Annotated in this window: 24 protein-coding genes; 11 read left to right on the top strand and 13 right to left on the bottom strand. The window is 67.2% G+C overall.

Annotated elements, in window-relative coordinates:
- The first annotated feature begins 27 nt into the window (after positions 1-27).
- Positions 28-1,920: an FAD-binding monooxygenase gene (locus tag JOF48_RS05140; protein WP_209677989.1), complete on the top strand. Its 1,893-nt coding sequence runs from the start codon at positions 28-30 to the stop codon at positions 1,918-1,920.
- A gap of 70 nt (positions 1,921-1,990) precedes the next feature.
- Here JOF48_RS05140 and JOF48_RS05135 read toward each other — a convergent pair whose 3' ends face one another.
- A complete protein-coding gene (locus JOF48_RS05135) occupies positions 1,991-2,485 on the bottom strand; it encodes a DUF1801 domain-containing protein (RefSeq protein WP_245346407.1) in 495 nt (164 codons plus the stop codon).
- 497 nt (positions 2,486-2,982) lie between these two features.
- Positions 2,983-3,708 (bottom strand): DNA methyltransferase, encoded by a 726-nt coding sequence (locus JOF48_RS05130; protein ID WP_209677985.1) that lies wholly within the window; start codon positions 3,706-3,708, stop codon positions 2,983-2,985.
- A 77-nt stretch (positions 3,709-3,785) separates the two neighbouring features.
- Here JOF48_RS05130 and JOF48_RS05125 point away from each other — a divergent pair, with 77 nt between their 5' ends.
- Both JOF48_RS05125 and JOF48_RS05120 read left to right on the top strand, forming a co-directional pair.
- A complete protein-coding gene (locus JOF48_RS05125; RefSeq protein ID WP_209677983.1) occupies positions 3,786-4,136 on the top strand; it encodes a PadR family transcriptional regulator in 351 nt (116 codons plus the stop codon).
- Positions 4,129-4,656, top strand: a complete 528-nt coding sequence (locus tag JOF48_RS05120) for a hypothetical protein (RefSeq protein ID WP_209677981.1) — start codon at positions 4,129-4,131, stop codon at positions 4,654-4,656. Before JOF48_RS05125 ends, JOF48_RS05120 begins: the two co-directional genes overlap by 8 nt.
- 143 nt (positions 4,657-4,799) lie before the next feature.
- Here JOF48_RS05120 and JOF48_RS05115 read toward each other — a convergent pair whose 3' ends face one another.
- Positions 4,800-4,967, bottom strand: a complete 168-nt coding sequence (locus JOF48_RS05115) for a hypothetical protein (protein WP_209677979.1) — start codon at positions 4,965-4,967, stop codon at positions 4,800-4,802.
- A gap of 206 nt (positions 4,968-5,173) precedes the next feature.
- Here JOF48_RS05115 and JOF48_RS05110 point away from each other — a divergent pair, with 206 nt between their 5' ends.
- Positions 5,174-5,812 (top strand): dihydrofolate reductase family protein, encoded by a 639-nt coding sequence (locus JOF48_RS05110; RefSeq protein ID WP_209677976.1) that lies wholly within the window; start codon positions 5,174-5,176, stop codon positions 5,810-5,812.
- 10 nt (positions 5,813-5,822) lie between these two features.
- Here JOF48_RS05110 and JOF48_RS05105 read toward each other — a convergent pair whose 3' ends face one another.
- The 3 genes from JOF48_RS05105 to JOF48_RS05095 all read right to left on the bottom strand — a co-directional run bounded on the left by JOF48_RS05105 (position 5,823) and on the right by JOF48_RS05095 (position 7,966).
- Positions 5,823-6,305: a carboxymuconolactone decarboxylase family protein gene (locus JOF48_RS05105; protein WP_209677973.1), complete on the bottom strand. Its 483-nt coding sequence runs from the start codon at positions 6,303-6,305 to the stop codon at positions 5,823-5,825.
- Between the two features lie 88 nt (positions 6,306-6,393).
- Positions 6,394-6,630, bottom strand: coding sequence for a hypothetical protein (locus JOF48_RS05100; protein WP_209677954.1), 237 nt, complete (start codon positions 6,628-6,630; stop codon positions 6,394-6,396).
- Between the two features lie 262 nt (positions 6,631-6,892).
- A complete protein-coding gene (locus JOF48_RS05095) occupies positions 6,893-7,966 on the bottom strand; it encodes an endonuclease/exonuclease/phosphatase family protein (protein ID WP_245346406.1) in 1,074 nt (357 codons plus the stop codon).
- 166 nt (positions 7,967-8,132) lie between these two features.
- On the opposite strand from JOF48_RS05095, the gene JOF48_RS05090 reads away from it, so the two are divergent.
- The gene (locus JOF48_RS05090) at positions 8,133-8,648 is read left to right on the top strand and encodes a putative immunity protein (protein WP_209677951.1); all 516 of its coding nucleotides are present in this window, start codon (positions 8,133-8,135) and stop codon (positions 8,646-8,648) included.
- 42 nt (positions 8,649-8,690) lie between these two features.
- On the opposite strand, the gene JOF48_RS05085 is transcribed toward JOF48_RS05090, so the two are convergent.
- Positions 8,691-9,065, bottom strand: coding sequence for a VOC family protein (locus JOF48_RS05085; protein WP_342591162.1), 375 nt, complete (start codon positions 9,063-9,065; stop codon positions 8,691-8,693).
- A gap of 208 nt (positions 9,066-9,273) precedes the next feature.
- Between JOF48_RS05085 and JOF48_RS05080 the strand changes: the two genes are divergently transcribed.
- From JOF48_RS05080 to JOF48_RS05070, 3 genes are all read left to right on the top strand, one after another.
- A complete protein-coding gene (locus tag JOF48_RS05080; RefSeq protein ID WP_209677946.1) occupies positions 9,274-9,627 on the top strand; it encodes a hypothetical protein in 354 nt (117 codons plus the stop codon).
- 104 nt (positions 9,628-9,731) lie between these two features.
- Entirely contained in the window at positions 9,732-10,133 is a 402-nt protein-coding gene (locus tag JOF48_RS05075) for an NUDIX domain-containing protein (protein ID WP_209677943.1), read from the top strand.
- Between the two features lie 59 nt (positions 10,134-10,192).
- Complete coding sequence (locus tag JOF48_RS05070) at positions 10,193-11,035, top strand: VOC family protein (RefSeq protein ID WP_209677940.1); 843 nt, start codon at positions 10,193-10,195, stop codon at positions 11,033-11,035.
- 58 nt (positions 11,036-11,093) lie between these two features.
- On the opposite strand, the gene JOF48_RS05065 is transcribed toward JOF48_RS05070, so the two are convergent.
- Positions 11,094-11,930 (bottom strand): MBL fold metallo-hydrolase, encoded by an 837-nt coding sequence (locus JOF48_RS05065; RefSeq protein WP_209677937.1) that lies wholly within the window; start codon positions 11,928-11,930, stop codon positions 11,094-11,096.
- Positions 11,931-12,080: 150 nt separating this feature from the next.
- On the opposite strand from JOF48_RS05065, the gene JOF48_RS05060 reads away from it, so the two are divergent.
- Positions 12,081-12,461 carry a VOC family protein gene (locus tag JOF48_RS05060; protein WP_209677934.1) on the top strand — a complete coding sequence of 127 codons (381 nt, stop codon included), beginning with the start codon at positions 12,081-12,083 and terminating at the stop codon, positions 12,459-12,461.
- 75 nt (positions 12,462-12,536) lie between these two features.
- Here the strand turns inward: JOF48_RS05060 and JOF48_RS05055 are convergent, their stop codons facing one another.
- Genes JOF48_RS05055 through JOF48_RS05035 form a run of 5 tightly spaced genes read right to left on the bottom strand, consistent with a single transcriptional unit; the run spans position 12,537 to position 18,266 of the window.
- A complete protein-coding gene (locus JOF48_RS05055) occupies positions 12,537-13,313 on the bottom strand; it encodes an aldolase/citrate lyase family protein (protein WP_209677931.1) in 777 nt (258 codons plus the stop codon).
- On the bottom strand, positions 13,298-14,083 hold the full coding sequence (gene hpaH / locus JOF48_RS05050) for a 2-oxo-hept-4-ene-1,7-dioate hydratase (RefSeq protein WP_209677929.1): 786 nt from the start codon (positions 14,081-14,083) through the stop codon (positions 13,298-13,300). Before hpaH ends, JOF48_RS05055 begins: the two co-directional genes overlap by 16 nt.
- A 12-nt stretch (positions 14,084-14,095) precedes the next feature.
- Positions 14,096-15,199: a 3,4-dihydroxyphenylacetate 2,3-dioxygenase gene (gene hpaD, locus JOF48_RS05045; RefSeq protein WP_209677927.1), complete on the bottom strand. Its 1,104-nt coding sequence runs from the start codon at positions 15,197-15,199 to the stop codon at positions 14,096-14,098.
- Positions 15,196-16,737 (bottom strand): 5-carboxymethyl-2-hydroxymuconate semialdehyde dehydrogenase, encoded by a 1,542-nt coding sequence (gene hpaE / locus JOF48_RS05040; RefSeq protein ID WP_209677925.1) that lies wholly within the window; start codon positions 16,735-16,737, stop codon positions 15,196-15,198. The genes hpaD and hpaE overlap by 4 nt, the downstream gene beginning before the upstream one ends.
- Positions 16,734-18,266: a fumarylacetoacetate hydrolase family protein gene (locus JOF48_RS05035; RefSeq protein WP_342591161.1), complete on the bottom strand. Its 1,533-nt coding sequence runs from the start codon at positions 18,264-18,266 to the stop codon at positions 16,734-16,736. Before JOF48_RS05035 ends, hpaE begins: the two co-directional genes overlap by 4 nt.
- 219 nt (positions 18,267-18,485) lie before the next feature.
- Between JOF48_RS05035 and JOF48_RS05030 the strand changes: the two genes are divergently transcribed.
- Both JOF48_RS05030 and JOF48_RS05025 read left to right on the top strand, forming a co-directional pair.
- Complete coding sequence (locus tag JOF48_RS05030) at positions 18,486-18,986, top strand: DUF2127 domain-containing protein (RefSeq protein ID WP_209677908.1); 501 nt, start codon at positions 18,486-18,488, stop codon at positions 18,984-18,986.
- Positions 18,983-19,906: a ketopantoate reductase family protein gene (locus tag JOF48_RS05025; RefSeq protein WP_209677905.1), complete on the top strand. Its 924-nt coding sequence runs from the start codon at positions 18,983-18,985 to the stop codon at positions 19,904-19,906. Before JOF48_RS05030 ends, JOF48_RS05025 begins: the two co-directional genes overlap by 4 nt.
- The last annotated feature ends 11 nt before the right edge of the window (positions 19,907-19,917 follow it).

Here is a 19,917-nt window from a genome sequence, read left to right as displayed (position 1 = left end):
AGGGTTGGCAGGTACGGAGGGCAGCAGATGCAGTTCCACCAGCACGGATATGTCTCAGGCGACCCGCGGATCAAGGCGGCTGCAGGGACCGGGATCGACCGCCCGGCGGAGCTGCCGGACACCATGGACGTGCTCGTCGTGGGCACCGGCCCCGCGGGAATGATCGCGGCCGCCCAGCTGGCTGCGTTCCCGGGCATCAACACCCGCATCATCGAGCGGCGCGGCGGGCGGCTGGAGATTGGCCAGGCCGACGGCATCCAGGCCCGCAGCGTGGAGACGTTCCAGGCCTTTGGCTTCGCCGAGCGCATCATCACGGAGGCCTACCGGATCACGGCCACTGTCTTTTGGAAGCCGGACCCGGCAGACCGGACGAAGATCGCCCGTGCGGCCCGCGCCCCGGACGACACCACAGGGATCAGCGAATTCCCGCACCTGATCGTCAACCAGGCCCGCGTGCTTGACTACTTTGCCGAGGTTATGGCCTATTCGCCCGCGCGCATCAAGCCGGATTATGGCTGGGAGTTCCGCAGCCTGTCCATCGCCGAATCAGGGGAGTATCCGGTGGCCGTGACGCTGGCGCGCACCCAAGGTGAGGGGGCCGGCGTCGAACGTGTGGTGCAGGCAAAGTATGTGGTGGGTGCGGACGGAGCGCACAGCCGGGTGCGGGAATGCATCGGCGCCAAGCACACCAGCGTCCACGCCAACCACGCGTGGGGTGTCATGGATGTCCTGGCCGTCACCGATTTTCCCGACATCCGGTCCAAGTGCGCCATCCAGTCGGAGGACGGCGGGAACATTCTGCTGATTCCGCGCGAGGGCGGCTCGCTGTTCCGCATGTATGTGGACCTCGGCGAGGTGCCCCAAGGGGGCTCGGAGGCGGTCCGGGGCACCACCATCGAGGAGATCATCGCCAAGGCGAACAAGATCCTGCACCCGTACACGCTCGATGTGCGCAGCGTCGCCTGGACCAGCGTTTACGAGGTGGGGCACCGCCTGACGGACAGGTTCGACGACGTCCCCCTCGCCGAGTGCGGCGGGCGGCTGCCGCGGGTGTTCATCACGGGCGACGCCTGCCACACGCACAGCGCCAAGGCCGGGCAGGGCATGAATGTGTCCATGCAGGACGGGTTCAACGTGGCGTGGAAAATTGCGCATGTGCTGGAGGGGCGCAGTCCCGCGAGCCTGCTGGCCACGTACTCGGCCGAGCGGCAGGTCATTGCGAAGAACCTCATTGACTTTGACCTGGAGTGGTCCACGCTCATGGCCATGCGGCCTGAGGACATGGAGGACCCCACCGAGCTGGAAAACTTCTATGTGCGGACGTTTGAGTTTCCGGCCGGCTTCATGACGGAATACCAGCCGTCCATGATCACTGGCACTGCCGTGCACCAGGAGTTGGCCACGGGCTTTCCGGTTGGCAAGCGGTTCAAGTCGGCGCCGGTGGTGCGCGTGGCCGACGCCAATCCTGTCCAGTTGGGCCACCACCACCGGGCCGACGGGCGCTGGCGCATCTACGCCTTCGCGGATGCGCCGGCAGTGGGGGAACCGTCCCTGCTCTCGGACTGGGCGGCGTGGATGTCCACTTCACCGGATTCGCCGCTGCTTCGCTACACGCCGCCGGACGCAGACATTGACGCCGTGTTTGACGTGAAACTTGTTGCCCAGCAGGACTTTGAGGGTGTCCCGTTGGGTCGCGTGCCTGCTCTTTTCATGCCGCGGACGGGCCCCTTTGGGCTCATTGACTACGAGCTGGTCTACGCTGCCGATCCCCTGCGGGACATTTTTGCGGAGCGCGGGATTTCGCGCGGCGGAGCCGTGGTGGTGGTCCGCCCGGACCAGTACGTGGCCAACGTGCTGCCGCTGGCGGAGACTGCGGGGCTCTCTGCGTTCTTTGACGGGATCATGCTGCCGCGGCGGTGATCGTGGCTGCCATGGACAGCATCACCGTGATCCCCTGGGCGGGTGCGTTCCCTGGCATCAGGACTCCGCTTCAGCGTTTCTTGCCGCCAACACCCGGCACGGACGTGATTTGCTTCATCCACGCAGCGAGTTGCTGTTCATCGATGTCGTTTATGGACTTGAGGTCCACGCCCCGGGTCAACTTGCCCATCCCCACCGGCGTCACCGGCGGGACCGGCTCAAGCGAAGCCCCGTTCACAAACATGAGCTTGACGTGGCTGGCGAAGCCGCCGCAGCTGAAGCACCAGCCGTCCCCGACGCCGTAGTAGGCCATGCCCCATTTCACCGAGCGTTGGAGGTCCGGCAACGTTCTGGCCGCCAGCGCATCGACAGCTTCGGCGATGCCGCGCTGCGGCTGCGGCAGGCTGGCGATGTACGTGAAGACGGGCTTGTCGCCGACTGCCGCCTTTGCCGGGCTGGCCCTGCCGGTCATGGCTTCCGGCAGCGTGAAGGCAACGTCGGTTTGCGCTGCAGGGTCCGACGATTGTTGTGCGGATTCAGGGTTGTCAGGCTCACGGCTGGTCATGGAGAAGATTATCCCTTGCTGCTCAAGGAATTGCACGAATAATTTGCCCGCGGCAGGCTGGCGGGACGGCTGGAATTCGGGAGAGGTCCGTGGCGTCCCCGAAACGACCCATCCCAGGTGGAAAGCCTGCCCTGCATGGCGGCCGCTTCACCGGTCTTGAATGCCAGCGGGTCGTACGCGACACAGCTCAGCCCGCAATTCCCAAGTTGAGGGCCACCGGCTGATATCGGTCTGAGCGACGTGGGTCTGACGGTATCGCGCCATCAACCGGCCCGTGCTGCGTGGGCACCGAGCTGTCCGATGAAGCCATCGAGGTTCTCATCGGCAATGTCGCCGTAGCGTCCCGCGGCGAGATCTGACCACCCCTTCTCTTCGCCACAACGACCACCTCCACCACGGGCAGGAAATGCCAACCAGTGTGGGACAGCCTCGAGTCGACCAGGAATTTTGAATCGGAGCTGGTTGTGGACGTGGAGCTGCTTCCCAACCGTGGGCAACTACGAGTGCGGGCGCTGGAAGACGAGCAGGGCGTCGGCGATGAGATCGTGCGGGTACTCGTCCCACACAATCTCGGTGATGCCGACAGGGGTGAGGTGCTGGGCGAGCACGTGTGCGCAGTCGCTGATCAGGTGGGTGGTTCGGCCCATGTGGTGGATGTCGGAGAGGTTCCAGACCACGTAGCCGCCGGGCACCACGAGGCTGGCGCACTGGGCTGCCACGAGGCCGAGCTCGGACAGGTACCGGTTGTAGTCCCCGTTGTTTTCCTCGTAACCGGTGAGGGGGTCGGGCTCGTGGAACGTGGAGGTCATGTAGGGCGGGGACGCCAGGACCATGTCCACGCTGGTGACGGCGCCGGGCGGCTCCATGCTGAGGACAAGCCGGAGCAGCTCCCGGGCGTCGCCTTCGATGATGCGCGCCCCCGGAATGCGCTCCTGCAGGTAGTCCGCGCGCTCGGGCAACAGCTCGATGCCGAGGGCCCTTCGGCCCAGTGCGACGGCGCGGCCGAGGGTTGTGCCGAAGCCGGCGAAGGGGTCGAACACCAGGTCTCCCGGTTTGGTGCAGCGTTCAATGATGTGGTCCGCGAGGGCTGAGACCATGTGGACATCTTCGTCGGCGCCCGGAGGGCGTTCCGCCAGGAAAGTGTCGATTGTTGCGCTGAGTTGGGCGTCCAGCGGGGACGATGGTGGCGTGCTGCCGAGCAATTGAGATTCCAGGCCCTTCATCTGGCGTAGTTTACCCGTCAATGCTGGGGGATTGAGGGATGGTTGCGCCTTCTTGCTATTAATAGTTTACTAGTAGTGTGTCACGAATACAGGCCCAACAGGATGCCCAAATAGTCCGTGCGGCGCTGCCGCTGCTCACTCTTACCCTGATCGGGGAGCGCGAGTCGTACGGCTATGAGATTCTTGAGCGGCTTGGTGCCCTGGGCCTGGACGTCAGCACGGGGCTCATCTACCCGGTGCTTGCCCGGCTCGAACGGGACGGCCAGGTCACAACCCGCCCTGTCGCGTCGCCGAACGGGCCGCCGCGCAAGTACTTTGCCATCACCGAAGCCGGACAAAAGGCGCGCAATGCGGCGCGGGAGCAGTGGCACCTGGTCTCATGCGCCGTCGACAGTGCCCTCACCAATGAAGGAAAAGACCATGACTGATGCCATTGCGCCGGCCATCCGTTCGCGGAGGTCCATTGCCGACCGCCTTCGCATCGATGCCTATATGACCAGGTTTGAGTGGCACCTTGAGGGCGGCCTGCCAGGCGGGGAGCGCAAGGCCGTCGTCAAGGGGCTGCGGGAGGAACTCGCGGCGGATCCCCGGGAGACGGGCGCTGCACTGCGCGACCTGGGGACGCCGCGGACATTGGCAGCGCGCTACACCGATGAAGGGGCGCTGCGCCCGCTGTGGTCGATCGGGATTGTCACGGCAGGGGCTGCCCTCTTGGTCTACTGGATACTGTTTTTGACTTATGCCCTTGGCATGCTCGCCGTGGTCGACGGCGCATCTGTCGGCAGCGCCACCTCGCAGTTCTTGTTCATTCCCGTCCAGGCATTCTCTTCGCCGGAAGGGTTTGGCATCGGCTGGACCGGAGGTTGGGCGTGGCTGATGGTGCCGGCGGCGATCGTCCTTGTGGCCTTCCTGGCGGGCGCCCGGATTTGGCGGGCGTTCCGGCGCTGACCCGCGCGATGGAGCATTCAGGGCTGGCGTGGTGCCATGCCTGCACGGACGCAGCCACTGATGCCGCTGGCGGGTTCCACTCGATCCGGTGACTCGCGCTGACTGTCCGAAGGGGCTGGACGGTGCCGCCATGCGGAGCCCTCTCAGGGAGTGGGTTTGTCAGCGTTGTTCTGGGCGATGAGGCTGTGGGCAATTGACAGAAGGGCCAGGGACTGGACGGCGTCATAGGTGCCAGGCTTCAGTTTGCCGGCAACCTCGGACGCCTTGTTGGCGTACTCTGCGGCCAGTCGTGCATTTTCGTCGATGTTCATGGATGGCTCCTGCCATGTGGTGTCCAGAAAGTCCGGTAAGTCGGTTGTCCCACAGTACCCACGGCGCCGCGCGGCCGAGGGCACCCAACCGGCCTGCCGCCGTCGGGCGTGTTCCAAAATGTGCCCGAGGGGTTCCGCCGGGGGCCTGCCGGACATATCCTGATGCCGGCAACACCGCCACCATTTCATGTGAGGGGACCTGCACCATGGCCGTTCGAGTTGACCTGAATATCTCGCTGGACGGGTTCGCCACGACCACGGATGCAACCCCGGATAACTCGTTTGGGCTGGACTGGGGCCGCCTTGTTGAGGCCTACACGGCGACCCGCACTTTTCGCGAGCGGGTTCTGCATGAGAGCAGCGGCGAAGGCACCACGGGCGTTGACGACAAGTATGCGGCTGCCTACTTCGAGGGGATCGGGGCGGAGATCATGGGGGCCGGCATGTTCGGGCTCCACAATTACCCTGATGACCCCGACTGGCGAGGCTGGTGGGGCGACGAACCGCCGTTCCATGTCCCCGTTTTTGTCCTGACCCACAAACCCCGCCCGGCCATCACAGTTGCCGACACGACCTTCACCTTCATCGATGCCAGCCCCGACGCAGCACTTGGGCGGGCAGTTGAGGCGGCGCGCGGCAAGGATGTGCGCATCGGGGGAGGCCCCACGACGGCGCGCGACTTCCTCAAGGCCGGACTGGTCGACCAGTTGCATGTTGGCATCACCCCGATCCTGCTGGGCCGTGGGATCCGGTTGTGGGATGAGCTCCGCGGCCTGGAAAACGACTACACCGTCACGAGCGAGACCGCCGAAAGCGGCACCATCCACGTCACCTATCGCCGGTAGGAACGAGGGATCAGGACGCGTATCCGCGTTTCAGCAGCGTCTTGGCAGACTTGGCAAAGTCGTCGGGACCCGGAATTTCGAAGTCCAGGGCGTTCGCGTAGCGGGTGACGATGTTGAAGACGGTCGCGACGGCAGCGGCGTCGAGCAGCTGGTTCCGGCTGACGCCGGCAGCGATTGCTGCCCGGGCGTCATCGGTCCCCAGGGCATCGGGTGTGCGGGTCATCTTTTCAATGAACGCCAGGGCCGCCCGCAGGGTGCCGGAAATCGGGGCCGACTTGTAGTCGCCCAAAGCTGCATCAACAACTTCAGAGCCGAGGCCGTGGACGGCAACGGCGCCGTGGGCGCCCACACAGAACGGACAGGAGTTGAACCGCGCCACCATGGCCGCCATCAGCTCCCGTTCGCCCACGGACCACTCGCTGGGGCCGCGCATGACCTGCTGCGTCCAATTGTTGAGCGCCGGACCGGCGAAATCACGGTGGTAAAAGGCCACCCGCGCAGCGTCCGGAAACCGGACTCCGGACATGGCGGAAATAAGTTTGAACAGCATTCGGCTCGAGGGACGGTCTCCCCGCTCGATCTCATGCAGGCGCATCGTCAAGCCCCTCAATGGCACTCAATGCTGCGTCCCACCGAGCCAGGCCTGCGCCAACACTCGCCGCGAAAACCATCTCAAAGGCGGCCTTGTCGCTCCCGGCGGCAACCTTCACAGCTTCCACCTGCGCGTCCGTTACCCGATACGACGACTCGCCGATCTGGCGGGCCAGGGCATCGTAGGGGTTCTCGACGGATATGGTGGCGCCCGCGCTACGCGCCATCACATCGGCCCGCAACTGCGGATCAGTGACCCCCGGCCCGGCAACTTTCCCAGCCAGCAACTCACGCCGGCGTTGGTGATTCGTCCCTGTCGCATCCATGAGGTTAAGGGTAAACCGCTTGTGATGGCAGGTGGCGAAATCCGTGGCGGAGGGCGGCAAGGATGCCGGCGCCGCCGGTGACCATCACCGCCCGGCCGGTGTGCCGCCGTCGTGCCTGTCTTTTACAAGGCTCGACGGCGGCCGGCACCTTCGCGCGGCGGTCCTACCCGCGCACTGTGTAGCTCGCCAGGACCCCCTTGTGGTCCGTGGGCCAGGGCATGTCGGCCAGCACGAAAGGGTCCTTGCCCGATTCGGCGACCCGCTGGTTCCGCACGATCGATGTCTGGGGGCCGACGACCTGGGCGTCCTGCAACTTCAGGCGCGGGTCTGGATGGTGGAAGATGTAGTCGATCCTGTCGCGCTCGTCCGCCTCCGGGGCCCACGTCAGCTGCCCGGTGGTGACGTGGGGGTTGTCCGAAGGCCAGGTGAATCCGGGGTGCGTGACGGGGTTGGGGTGCTGGCGCCGGTACGCATCGACGAAACCGGCCTCCTGCAACGCCTGCGTTGTGCCCCACTGCAGGACAACACCGTTGTGGTCGAACAGCCGCGACGTGCGGCGTGTCCAGTCCAGGGTTGAGGGCTCGTTGAAGTCACCGCCGAGGATGACTGCGCGCCCCAGCTGCCGCTCCTTGCGTGCATCCTCGATGAACCGGGCGATGACCTGCGGCCGTCCGGAGGCGTCGTTGACGCGGGCGACGGCCGCGGCATCCGTCACCGGGCCGCCGGGCATCTTGTTCCAGCCGAACTCGGAAAACTCGCCGTTGGGCACGCCTGCGCCGTAGCCGCGCGGCAGATAAGTGGCGTACCACTGGTACTGCAGGTGGGCTGCGTAGGCGGCAACCTCGACGGAACCGACGGTCACGACGGCCTTGGTCATGTACGGCATGGCGGTTGCTTCGCTGATGGGGTGGGCGGAGATGATCGCATTGTCGCCGGTGATCTTGTACTGGTAGTTCAGCCCCGAGGCGTTGAGCCTGGCCACTATGTCAGGTGTTGTCTCGTTGGCTTCCGGGATGAAGGCCAGCGTGGCCCCCGATTCCCTGATGATGTCCGCAACCATGCCAACGCCGCCCGGGACCTGTTTGCCGCCGTGCCAGGCGTTGAGGACCAGCACCTTCAACGGGTTCCTGTCGGGGGCTGCCGCGGCGGCGGAGCCGGCTCCTGCTGCCGACAACGCCCCCAACGCCGCAGCTCCGGCAATTCCTCGAACAACGCTCCTGCGTGACACCTGGTTCATTGACAACCTTTCCCGTTTGGATTCAGCCCAACACGGTAGCGGTGGTTTGCAAACGTTGGTTCCGTGCTGCATGAGGGGCAGGCCAACGGCAAATGAACAGGCGCCCCGGCCGTCATCAACACGCAGGGTTCCCCTTTCAGGCGCCGTGGCGGCGTAAAGTGGCCGCATGATTCTCCCTGATGTTCGAGACCCGCGGCTCGTGGGCATCCGCCGTGGCGGGACTCTGGGCGATGGCGACCACTGGCTTCTCGCGCTGTGGGCGGCCGACTGTGCTGAACACGTCCTGCACTTCTTTGAGGAGGCCTGCGGCGGCGACACCCGTCCCCGCGAGGCAATCGGGGCCGCGCGTGCCTGGGCCCTCGGCCAGGCCAAGATGATGGCGACCCGAGCGTTGGGCGGGCACGCCATGGGGGCAGCGCGCCCGCTGCGGGGCGCCGCACGGTTTGCCGCCTATGCGGCCGGCCAGGCAGCCTGCGTCGCCCATGTGCCGGAGCACGACCTCGGCGCTGCCGCCTACGCCATCAAGGCCGTTCAGGCCGCGGCACCCAGCGTGCGGGCCAAAGAGGCGGGCCGCGCCGAGCGTGACTGGCAGCGCAGGCAGCTTCCCGGCGGCCTTTATGACCTCATACTCGAAGACCAGGCACGCCGCAATGACATCTGTTGGTCTGTGTTCAGTGATTGAATATGCGGGCGTGCTGGAGGTGGCGGGCGGCTTTTCCGGGCGTCAGTCGCTCAGTGCGGTGAGAATTTCAACCCGGTTGCCGAAGGGATCCCGGCAATGGAACCGCTCGTAGCCCTCAAAGGTGTACCGCTCTTCCCATGAAAGCTCCAGGCCAGCCGACTGAATGTTGTCCGCCAGTTCCTCCAACTCGGCCGTGGAGGCAACCACAAGGCCGGGGTGGGCTTTTTGGGCCGGCATGAACACAGACTCGACGCCCAAGTGGATTTCCGCCACGACGGAGGAACCCTCAAACGCCCGGAACCAACAGCCGCCGCGGCCAGCCAGCGATGGCGGCTTTTCAACCTCTGTCAGCCCCAGGGCCTGCCCGTAGAACATCCGGGCTTGGTCTTCGCCGTCTTTGGGCATTGAAACTTGCACGTGATGCAGCCTCATGGGTTCCCCTGTCTTCTCGATTGATTTGACTCTACAACCGCTCCGATGGCGGCCGACAGTCCAAGGCGATTGCCCGACGTTGTGTCGATGGTGCTCCACCGGCCTGGCGGTGGCAGGACAGGGGTATCCCGCGAGCCGGGACGCCCCAGTGACATGCCCGGCAACAGGGGCGCGGGATCTATAGAGTGGATGGATGGAAGAGGGCTGGATAGAACATCGCAGAACCGGTGACGGGGAGCGCGTCGGATGGATGGTGCCCCACGGGGAAGGATTTGTCGCCATCGACCTGCTGGGACGCCGGCGGACAGGCGCGGTGGACTGGCTGCACGCCGAAGAGACCCTTGATGAACTTGGCTTGGCCTACCTTGCCGAACCACATGAGCTGCGCCAGGACGACGGCGGATGGCTGCGCGTACGAATCGCCGAGGTGTCGCCCACAGCCGTCCGTGTCAAGAAGGACGACTGGGGCGACATGACCGCACCCCAGATCTACTACACCTTGCCGTTCCCGGTTGCGGAGGACCAACTTCGCCAACTGGCACGCTAGCTGCACCATCGTGGGGTGGCGGCACTCCTGCACGGACCAGATACGAAAGGCGGGGCGGGGGATCCGCATGGCCCGGGCAGCTCAGAAGTCCGTAGACTCGTTTCATGGATCAGGCCGTGGGGCACCAGGTTTCGTGCGGATTGCTGGTTCGGGCTGGGCGCGTGTTGCTCGTGCACCGGTCGCCAACCAAGCCTTCCCACCCCAATGTCTGGGACCTTCCTGGCGGGCATCGGCAGCCCGGCGAGAGTGGCAGGCAGGCACTTGTTCGCGAACTGAGGGAAGAACTGAACGTGGCAATCAGTCCGCCGGCCGGCAGTGCAGTTCATACTCGCCGCGATGGTGGTCTCTTCGTGGAGGTGTGGCGGATTGATGACTGGGATGGTGACGTGGTCAATGCTGCACCGGATGAACATGACGAAATCGCCTGGTTCAGCGTTGACGAGGCAAACACCCTGGACCTGGCCGATCGGGACTACCCGGCATTGTTCGCCCGCATGCTGCCTTGATGCGGTGCTGCCGTGGCCCAGGGGTACCCGGGCGGACCCTTCCTCGCTAGGCTTTGGACATGGACGGGACTGAGAAGACACAACGGACCTACCCCCAGGGCGTGCCATGCTGGATTGACACCGAACAGCCGGACGTCGATGCGGCCGCCGCATTTTACGGCGGAATGTTTGGCTGGACATTCGAGGACGCCATGCCGCCTGACGCGCCGGGCCGCTACTTGATAGCCAAGCTCAACGGCCAGGATGTGGGCGGGATCGCCGGCACCGGGAACAGCACGGCAGCATGGAACACCTACATCGCCGTGGACGACGCCGATACCTCCTCCCAGCGACTGGTCGCCGCTGGTGCCACGATGAAATCACCTCCGGCTGACGCGGGGGAGGGAGGCCGAGCGGCAGTGCTCACAGATCCTGAAGGCGCCGAATTCCGCATCTGGCAGGCCCGGCGCCGTCCGGGGTCGCAGGTGGCGAACATGCCCGGTTCCTGGAACTTCAGCGACCTCCACACCTCAGACCCCGGCGCGGCGACGGCGTTCTATGGCGGCGCATTCGGCTGGCAGGTCGACGACCTTGGCTTCGGGCTGCTGATCCGCAGGCCCGGCTACGGAGACCACCTTGAGGCGACCATCGATCCCGGCATCAGGGCGCGGCAGGCAAACGTAGCCACACCCTCCGGATTCGAGGATGCCATTGCGTGGATTGCGGACTCCGCACCCAACGAGCCGCCTCACTGGCATGTTTCGTTCACGGTTGACGACCGCGACCAGGCGGTGGATGCGGCCGGGCGGCTCGGTGCCAGCATCATGGGCCAAAGCGACAGCCTCTGGACCCGCACGGCATTGATCCGGGACCCCCAGGGAGCCCAATTCACCGCCAGCCAGTTCACGCCCCCGTCCGGCTGACGGCGCGGTCAGGGGCCAGGACCGCGAGAATTGCGTCCAGGCCAGGCCGCAGGCTACGTCAACGGACTTCCTGCGGGGCTGCACCCAGCTCGGAAAACCCCTCCTCGAACGCGGAGCGCAGCATCCAATCCGGCCAGGGCAGGGCCGCGGCCTGCACCGCCTCGTCGACCGTGTGCCCCGCGGCATGGGAACTGCGGATGGCGCCGGCCACGCTGTGCAGGGCGGATGCCTGGTGCACCACAAAATCGCGGTCAACTATCCGGCCGTGGCCCGGCACCACAACGTCACCAGGCCGGATCTGCAGCAGGATTTCATCGACGGCGCCCGGCCAGCCAAGCGGCCGGCTTCCGGAACCAAACATGGGCGGCCCGGATTCCTCCACCAGGTCTCCGAGCAGCCAGACCCGCGCATCCGGCACGAGGACGGCCAGGTCCGTGTCGGTGTGGCCGGCGGAAACCGGGATGCACGCAATGTCCCGGCCGCTGTGCGCAAGCGTCGTGGGCCGGTGGATGGAGTCCGTGGGCGGCGCCAGCACGACGTCGTGCCAATGCTTGTCGGGTTCGCGGGACGGATCTGCCTGCCATGCTGCCAGGCGCGGGGCCTCGAAGGCTGCGTAGTGGGCGGGAATCCGGTGGTGTCCGACGACAGGAACCCCGAGCCCGGCGAAAGTTGCGTTGCCGAAGCTGTGGTCGTAGTGCGCATGCGTGTTGATGGCCGCAACCACCGGCAGCTCGAACTGCCGCGCGACGTCGTCCAGGACTTCCTGCGCCTCCGCGCCGGAACCGCGGGTGTCGGCCACCGTCACCCCGTGCGGCCCGACGACGGCCGCGATGTTGATGTCCCCGGCCTCATACCGCTGCACAAACACGCCGGCACCCACTTCTGTCCATGACATGTTGTTGATACTACTGCGGCCGGTTGGGACGTGTCCTTGGCATGCTATTGGCCCGCTACCCCTGCCTTCCGCCGCCCGTGCCGACTTCCTCAACCGGCTGGGCCAATTCGAGGGCGCCCGGACCGGGCCACGTTCCTGTAGTTTTAGTCCATGACTGAGCGTGTCGGACAACTTGCCTCCATCTCACTGGACTGCCCGGATACAGACGTGTTGGCGGCTTTCTACTCCCGGCTTCTGGGCCTCACGGAGGCCTTCGCGACTCCGGACCGAGGGGTCATCGCCCTGGCAGGGGCAGGTCCCATGCTCACGCTGATGCGCGTTGACAGCTTTGTTCCCCCGGACTGGCCGGAAGGCCCCCAACGGCAGCAACTTCACTTGGACATCGCCGTGGAGGAACTGGATGCGGCAAGTGATTCCGCCGTGGCACTGGGTGCCACTGCCGCCAAGATCCAGCCGGCCCCCGACCAATGGAGGGTGCTGCTGGACCCGGCAGGCCACCCGTTTTGCCTCACGGCGGTCCGCCCCGGCTAACGCTCCGCTGACTGGGCACCTGCCACACGGCAAAACCGGGCCCAGCCCGCTGGCCGGTGCGCCGCCGTCGTTCCATCACTGGGGAATATAGGTGGCGGCCAGCCCCTCGCTGCCGCGCGCCAGCAGGGTGACGTCCGCGCCCACCACCACCAGGCCGGCACCGGCGCCGAGGTAGTGCCGGGCCGTGGCCTCGGCGAAGGCGTTGACCCCCGCCGGCTTGCCCGCCGCCTTCGCCGCAGCAATGCAATGCTCGACGGCGGCCACCACCTCCGGATGGTCCTGCGCCCCCAGCCTGCCCATGGAGGCTGCGAGGTCGGCCGGGCCGAGGAAGATGGCGTCGATGCCGTCCACGGCCAGGATGTCCGCCACGTTCCCCACGGCCTCGGCGGATTCAATCTGCACCATGACCGTGATCGTCTCCGACGCGCGCTGGACGTAGTCCGGGATGCGGTTCCAGCGGGAGGACCGGGCCAGTGCCGAGCCGACCCCGCGCACACCCCGCGGCGGGTAGTGCGCGGCGGCTGCGGCAGCCTCGGCGTCGGCCGCGGTGTGGACCATGGGGACCATGAGCGACTGCACACCGATGTCCAGGTACTGCTTGATGACGACGGCATCGTTCACTGGCGGGCGCACCACCGCCGTCACCGGGTGGCCGCGGACGGCTTGCAGCTGGGCGAGGATGCCCTCGAGCCCGTTGGGGCCGTGCTCGCCGTCGACCAGCACCACATCCAGCCCGGACCCCGCACAAATCTCGGCCATGAGCGCGCTGCCGGAGGACACCCACATGCCCACGAGCGGGCGGGTTGCGTCGGCGAGGGCGTCCTTGAGCGACGGGTCTACTCGAAATGGCATGTGATGGTCCCCAGTTCGCGGTAGTCGGCGTAGATGGTGTCGCCCGCGTTGACCCACAACGGGGCTGTGAAGGATCCGGCGAGGATGAGTTCGCCCGCCCTGAGCATCTCCCCGTGGGCGGCGAGCTTGTTGGCCAGCCAGGCGACGCCGTTTGCCGGGTGGCCCAGGACGCCGGCCGCGACCCCGGTTTCCTCCACGGTGTGGTTGCGGTGCAGCACCGCCGCCACCCAGGGAAGGTCGACGGCGTCCGGCTTCACCGGGGTGCCGCCCACCACCACGGCGCCGAGCGCGGCGTTGTCGCTGATGGTGTCCACGATGGTCCTGCCCTCCATCTCGATGCGGGAGTCCAGGATTTCCAGGGCAGGGGTGACGTATTCGGTGGCGCGCAGGACGTCGAAGACAGTGGCGTCCGGACCGTGGATGTCGTTGTTGAGCAGGAAGGCGAGTTCAACCTCGACGCGCGGGCGGGTGTAGCGTGACCACTCGAGCGTGGCGCCGCTGTCCAGGATGGCGTCGCGGAAGATGACGCCGTAGTCCGGTTCCGTGATGCCGGTGGCGCGCTGCATGGCCTTGGACGTCAGGCCGATCTTGTGCCCGGCGACCACCCGGCCAGACGCCTCGCCGCGCCTGCGCCACAGGCGCTGCACCCGGTAGGCGTCGTCCACGGTCATGCCGGGGTGACGTGCGGTCAGGAGTGGGACGGGGATCCTAGTCCGTCCGGCCTCCACGAGTTCGTCGGCGATGGCTGCCACGGTGGCGGCGTCAAGCATGGCCCGGCCCCCTCACAGCTGGCCGCCCAGCTTGAAACCCTGCGGCCCATCGCCGTGGCCCTCGCCGTGCTGCACGCCGCTGGGCCCGCGCGTGTAGGAGAAGCCGTCGGCGCCAACCGTGACGTCCTGCTCGGATACGCCCGCCGGCTGGCTGAGCGGCTGGGGCCGCCCGTCGAGGTCCAGGACCAGGGAGGCCTCGGTGTACCAGGACGGGACCACGGGGTTGCCCCACCAGTCACGGCGCTGGTTGTCGTGCACGTCCCACGTGATGACGGGGTTGTCGGGATCGCCCGTGTAGTAGTCCTGCGTGTAAATCTCCACCCGGTGCCCATCGGGGTCCAGGATGTAGAGGTAGAACGCGTTGGAGACACCGTGCCGGCCTGGCCCGCGCTCGATCCTGTCGGAGATGCGCAGCGCCCCCATCTTGTCGCAGACCGCGATGATGTTTTGTTTTTCATGCGTGGCAAACGCCAGGTGGTGCATGCGGGGGCCGTCGCCCTGGGTCAGGGCGGTGTCGTGGACCGTCTGCTTGCGGTGCAGCCACACCGCATACGTGGTTCCGGCGGCGTCCTGGATGTCCTCGGAGACGCGGAACCCCAGGTCTTGCAGGTACTTTTGGCCGCGCGGGACATCCGGGGTGACCTGGTTGAAGTGGTCCAGCCGGACCAGCTCGCCTGCACTGTACAGGTCGTAGCGCTGGGTCAGTCGTTCCACGTGCTCCGCCTCGTAGAAGAACTCGTAGGGGAAGCCCAGCGGGTCCTCCACCCGGACGGCGTCGCCAATGCCCTTCACGAAACCGCCGAGGCGGCGCTCGGTGCGGGCACCCAGCGCCTGGTAGTACGCCTCGGCGCGGGAAACGTCGGCGGGGGTCCTGACCCGGAAGGCTGCCACGGCGGCAGCGGCCACCGGGCCCCGCCGCAGGACCAGGTTGTGGTGGATGAACTCCTCCAGGGTGCGCAGGTAGATGGTGTCCGCGTCCTCAAAGGTCACGTGCAGGCCCAGCAGGTCCACGTAAAATTCGCGGGACGCGGCGAGATCCGTGACCACCAGTTCCATGTAGGCGCAGCGCACGATGTCCGGCGGCGGGAGGCTCGGGGTGTGCACGAAATCTGTCATGGCCGCTCCTCCCGGGGCGGGCGGCCGGGGCCTGCATCCCCAGACGGCCCCGCGCCAAACCTGGGCGTGTGCACGGTGCCCAGCGTGATGTGGACGGCCTGCTGGTCGGTGTAGAAGTCGAGGGAGCGAAAGCCGCCCTCATGCCCCAGCCCCGACGCCTTGACCCCGCCGAACGGGGTGCGCAGGTCCCTCACGTTGTGGCTGTTCAACCACACCATGCCCGCCTCCAGGCCTTGGGCGAAGGTGTGGGCACGCACCAGGTCGTTCGTCCACACATAGGCGGCCAGGCCGTACTTGACGCCATTCGCCAAGGCCAGCGCCCCGGCGTCGTCCTCAAAGGGCGTGATGGCAACGACTGGGCCGAAGATCTCCTCCTGGAAGATCCGCGCGTCGGGGGCCACGTCCGCGAAGACGGTGGGGGCCACGTAGTTTCCGGTGTCCAGGCCCGGGGGGCGGCCGCCGCCGGCGAGCAGGCGGCCCTCCGACTTGCCGAGGTCCACGTACCGCATGACCTTGGCGTAGTGCTCCGGGTGCACCAGCGCGCCCACCTCGGTGGCGGGGTCGTGGGGGGCGCCCACCACAATGTTCCTGGCCCGGGCGGCATACCTTTCGCAGAACTCTTCGTAGATGCCCCGCTCCACCAGGATGCGCGAGCCGGCCGTGCAGCGCTCGCCGTTGAGGGAGAACACGCCGAACAGGGCGGAGTCGATCGCCGCGTCGAGGTCGGCGTCGGCGAACACCACGCAGGGGCTCTTGCCGCCGAGCTCCATGGACAGGCCCTTCAGGTTCGGGGCGGCGTTGGCGAAGATGGCTTGCCCCGTGGTGGTCTCGCCCGTAAAGGAGATCAGCGGTACGCCGGGGTGCTTCACGAGGGCGTCGCCGGCCTCCTCGCCCAGGCCGTTGACCAGGTTGAACACGCCCCGCGGCAGGCCCGCCTCCTCGAAGATCCCGGCCCACAGCGACGCGGAGAGCGGAGTGAATTCAGCCGGTTTCAGCACCACGGTGCAGCCGGAGGCGAGCGCGGGCGCCAGTTTCCACGACTCCAGCATGAACGGCGTGTTCCACGGCGTGATGAGCCCGGCCACGCCCACCGGCTTGCGGTTCACGTAGTTCAGCTGCGCGCCGGGAACCTTCATGGCGTCGTCGAGCTGGGCCACCACCAGGTCTGCGAAGAAGCGGAAATTCTCCGCCGCGCGCTGCGCCTGGCCGCGGGCCTGGGTGATGGGCAGGCCGGTGTCAAAGGTTTCCAGTTCGGCCAGCCGGTCCTCGCGGGCCTCGATGGCGTCGGCAATCCTGTTCAGCACGCGGGCGCGCTCGCGGTTCTTCAGCCGCGGCCACGGCCCGTCCCGGAATGCGCGCGTGGCGGCGTCCACGGCCCGGTCCACGTCCGCCTTCTGCCCGGCGGCGGCCGTGGCGTAGTTGCCGTTTGACACCGGGTCCAGCACGTCAAAGGTCTCCCCGCCCACAGAGTCCGCATGGCCGCCGTCGATGTAGTGCCGGATGTGCGCGGGCAGCTTGTCCGGGATGAAATGGCTCATGGGGCGTTTCCTTCTGCTTGGCTGTCATGGCCCGTGTGGCCCGGGTGGCGGGCGGTTCCGGGCGCGGCGGCCCATACGGCGAACCGGGTCCGCCAGTGCGCGTCCATGGGGAACAGCCCCTCCACGCTGTGGCCCTGTGCGACCATTTCCGCGATGAACATTTCCTCGTGCTCCTGGGCGATGGCGGCGTCCGCCACGTCCTCCGCGTACGACGGCGGGATGACCAGCACGCCGTCATCGTCGCCGACAATGATGTCGCCGGGCTGGACGGTGGCGCCGCCGCAGGAGACGGTGACGTCCGTGTCCCAGGGGATGTGGCGCCTGCCCAGGACTGCGGGGTGGGCTCCGGCGTGGAACACGGGCAGTTCCAGGGCCGCGACCTCGGCGATGTCGCGCACCCCGCCGTCGGTGACAATCGCGGCGGCGCCAAGCACCTGGGCCCGCAGGGCCAGGACGTCACCCAAGGTGCCCGCGCCGGGATCACCGCGGGCCTCCATGACCAGCACCTCGCCGTCGTGCAGGGAATTGATGATGCGCTTCTGGGCATTGAAGCCGCCGCCGTGGCGCTTGAAGAGGTCCTCGCGATTGGGCACGAAGCGCAGTGTCCGGGCAGTTCCCACGATCCGCACCCCGGGCCGGGTGGTGGCGAGGCCGTCGATGCTGACGTTGTCCAGGCCTCGGCGGCGCAGCTGGGAGCTGAGGGTGGCGGTGCCCACGCTGAGCAGCTTGCGGCGCAGTTCCGGGCTGAGTCCGCCGGCGGGGAGGGGCGGGGCCGGCTCCGGGATGCCGGCTGCGGCGGGGGAGCCCCAGGCGTCGATGCGGTCGGCGTCGGTGGCACGGGGCCCGCTGCCGTACACCGCCATGGGGGTTTGGCCCTGCACAACGGGGGTGCGCAGCCGGCCGGTGGACAGGGCTGCGGCGGGGTCGTCCACCTCCACCTCGACGGTGTCGCCCGGCACGGCCACCGAGGATCCGGCCGGGGTGCCTGTGAGGATGATGTCGCCCGGTTCCAGCGTCATGAGCTGCGACAAGTCCGCGATGATGCGGCTGAACGGGAACAGCATGCCCGCGCCGCTGTCATCCTGGACGAGCGCGCCGTTGAGCCAGGCGCGGATGCGCAGGCCGGCCGGGTCCACGGCGGGGGCGGGGATGAGGGCCGGGCCCAGCGGGGTGAAGCCGTCGCCGGACTTGGAGCGGACGTTGGAGCCCTTGTCGGCATACTTGAGGTCGTAGACCCCGAGGTCGTTGGCGGCGGTGACGAACCGGACGTGGGACCACGCCTCCGCAGGGCTGACGCGGCGGGCGGCGGTGCCGATGACCAGCGCGATCTCGCCTTCGAAGGCGAGCAGCTCGCAGCCGGCGGGGCGCTCAACCTCTGTGCCGGACAGGGCCAGCGACGAGGCGGCCTTGAGGAAGTAGGACGGTTCCGTTGGCATGCTGCCGCGCTGTTCGGCACGCGAGCGGTAGGACACATGGACGGCGATGACCTTGCCCGCCTGCCTGAACGTGCCTGCTGAAACCTGCTCCACGAAACACCCCGCCTTGACGGTCGCCGTTGACTGCTGCCGGGGCCGGGGCGGCCGCGGCGGTTGCGCTGCCATGGCCCGTTCCGCCGGGCGGCGTCCGGACCATGTAGCTCAAGCTTCCGCCGCCGCTGCGCCCACGTCAACCAGGGCCGGGGTACGTGGGGCCCGGGCCCCACTCCACCCCTCCGGTGCTACGCTCACACCAAGCGGCGAGGAGATACGGTGAAAATTACTCAAAAATTCGACTGGTGGGCCCGGCTTTTCTACGTCGGCATCATCGTCAAGGGCCTCGACGGCGTCCTGGAACTCATTGCCGGCACGCTTCTGCTCTTCACCGCACCGGACAGGATCAGGCAGCTGGCCATCCTTGTCACCCAGCCGGAACTGACGGAGGATCCCAACGACTTCATCGCGACCCACATCCTTCGTGGCGCCGACAGCCTGACCGACCATGTTGTCCTCTTCACCGCCTTCTACCTGCTGGCCCACGGCATTGTGAAAGTGGTGCTCGTGGCCGCGCTGCTTCGTAATAAGTTATGGGCGTATCCGTGGATGATCGTCGTCTTGGCCATCTTCATCCTGTACCAGTTCTACCAGCTGGCCGTGACGCCGTCGGCGGGGCTGGTGGCACTGACGCTGTTCGATATTCTGATTGTGGTGCTCACCTGGCACGAATACCGCCGGCACCGAACACGGCTTGGGCAAAAGGACGGCACGGCATGAAAATTCTCATTGTGGGCGCAGGCGCCACCGGCGGCTATTTTGGTGCCCGGCTGGCCGACGCCGGCCGCGACGTCACCTTCCTGGTCCGTGAGCGGCGCGCCGAATTCCTGCGGGAGCGGGGACTGCGCGTGGCCGGCCTGGAGCGGGAGCTGCGCATCGAGCCAAAGGTGGCCACGGCGGGGCAGCTGGGTGGGACGTTCGACGTCGTCCTTCTCACCGTGAAGGCTGCCGGGCTCCAAAGCGCCATCGCCGATGTGGCCCCGGCCGTTGGGCCCGAGACCGTGATCGTGCCGTTTTTGAACGGGATGGCGCACATGGATGCGCTCGCGGAGGCGTTTGGGGCGGAGAAGGTGCTGGGGTCCGTGGTGCATTTGGTGGGCACGATCGATGCGGCCGGCGACATTGCGGTGCTGCGGCCGCTGGCGCGGTGGACGCTGGGGGAGCAGGGCGGCGACGCGTCGGAACGCCTGGCACGGCTGGTGGCGGAGGTCTCGGTGCCGGGCATCGATGTGGTCCCGGCGCAGGATGGCCTCGACGCGATGTGGCAGAAGTGGGTGTTCATCGTCTCCGCCGGCGTGGTGACGTGCCTGATGCGCGGGCCCGTGGGCGACATCGCCGCGGTTCCCGGCGGTGCCGGTTTTGTGGCCGACGTCGTGGCGGAGGCCGGTGCGGTGGCGGCGGCTGCCGGGTTCCCGGTGTCCCCGGGGGAGCAGGCGGAGACGGTGGCCTTCCTGACCGAAGACGGGTCCGACTTCACGTCCTCGCTGTACCGCGACGTCACGGCCGGGCTGCCCAACGAGGGGGAACACATCGTGGGCGACTTCGCCCGCAGGGCGCGCAGCGTTGGCGTGGACACACCTCTGGTGGACCTGGCCCTGCTGCAGCTGCGCGTCCACGAGGCGGGGATGGCCCGGGGCTAAAACCCTTCCGG

It is taken from the genome of Arthrobacter stackebrandtii (genome assembly GCF_017876675.1).
GTDB classification, from domain to species: domain Bacteria; phylum Actinomycetota; class Actinomycetes; order Actinomycetales; family Micrococcaceae; genus Specibacter; species Specibacter stackebrandtii.
Note: the sequence above shows the minus strand (reverse complement) of the source record. Positions and strands in the feature narration are given on the sequence as shown.

What these genes read in the sequence shown, in the direction of transcription:
- JOF48_RS05140 (WP_209677989.1), top strand. Translation starts at nt 28, where the DNA reads ATGCAGTTCCACCAGCACGGATATGTCTCAGGCGACCCGCGGATCAAG.
- JOF48_RS05135 (WP_245346407.1), bottom strand. Translation starts at nt 2,485, where the DNA reads ATGACCAGCCGTGAGCCTGACAACCCTGAATCCGCACAACAATCGTCG.
- JOF48_RS05130 (WP_209677985.1), bottom strand. Translation starts at nt 3,708, where the DNA reads ATGAAGGGCCTGGAATCTCAATTGCTCGGCAGCACGCCACCATCGTCC.
- JOF48_RS05120 (WP_209677981.1), top strand. Translation starts at nt 4,129, where the DNA reads ATGACTGATGCCATTGCGCCGGCCATCCGTTCGCGGAGGTCCATTGCC.
- JOF48_RS05115 (WP_209677979.1), bottom strand. Translation starts at nt 4,967, where the DNA reads ATGAACATCGACGAAAATGCACGACTGGCCGCAGAGTACGCCAACAAG.
- JOF48_RS05110 (WP_209677976.1), top strand. Translation starts at nt 5,174, where the DNA reads ATGGCCGTTCGAGTTGACCTGAATATCTCGCTGGACGGGTTCGCCACG.
- JOF48_RS05100 (WP_209677954.1), bottom strand. Translation starts at nt 6,630, where the DNA reads ATGGCGCGTAGCGCGGGCGCCACCATATCCGTCGAGAACCCCTACGAT.
- JOF48_RS05095 (WP_245346406.1), bottom strand. Translation starts at nt 7,966, where the DNA reads ATGAACCAGGTGTCACGCAGGAGCGTTGTTCGAGGAATTGCCGGAGCT.
- JOF48_RS05090 (WP_209677951.1), top strand. Translation starts at nt 8,133, where the DNA reads ATGATTCTCCCTGATGTTCGAGACCCGCGGCTCGTGGGCATCCGCCGT.
- JOF48_RS05080 (WP_209677946.1), top strand. Translation starts at nt 9,274, where the DNA reads ATGGAAGAGGGCTGGATAGAACATCGCAGAACCGGTGACGGGGAGCGC.
- JOF48_RS05075 (WP_209677943.1), top strand. Translation starts at nt 9,732, where the DNA reads ATGGATCAGGCCGTGGGGCACCAGGTTTCGTGCGGATTGCTGGTTCGG.
- JOF48_RS05070 (WP_209677940.1), top strand. Translation starts at nt 10,193, where the DNA reads ATGGACGGGACTGAGAAGACACAACGGACCTACCCCCAGGGCGTGCCA.
- JOF48_RS05065 (WP_209677937.1), bottom strand. Translation starts at nt 11,930, where the DNA reads ATGTCATGGACAGAAGTGGGTGCCGGCGTGTTTGTGCAGCGGTATGAG.
- JOF48_RS05060 (WP_209677934.1), top strand. Translation starts at nt 12,081, where the DNA reads ATGACTGAGCGTGTCGGACAACTTGCCTCCATCTCACTGGACTGCCCG.
- JOF48_RS05055 (WP_209677931.1), bottom strand. Translation starts at nt 13,313, where the DNA reads ATGCCATTTCGAGTAGACCCGTCGCTCAAGGACGCCCTCGCCGACGCA.
- hpaH (WP_209677929.1), bottom strand. Translation starts at nt 14,083, where the DNA reads ATGCTTGACGCCGCCACCGTGGCAGCCATCGCCGACGAACTCGTGGAG.
- hpaD (WP_209677927.1), bottom strand. Translation starts at nt 15,199, where the DNA reads ATGACAGATTTCGTGCACACCCCGAGCCTCCCGCCGCCGGACATCGTG.
- hpaE (WP_209677925.1), bottom strand. Translation starts at nt 16,737, where the DNA reads ATGAGCCATTTCATCCCGGACAAGCTGCCCGCGCACATCCGGCACTAC.
- JOF48_RS05025 (WP_209677905.1), top strand. Translation starts at nt 18,983, where the DNA reads ATGAAAATTCTCATTGTGGGCGCAGGCGCCACCGGCGGCTATTTTGGT.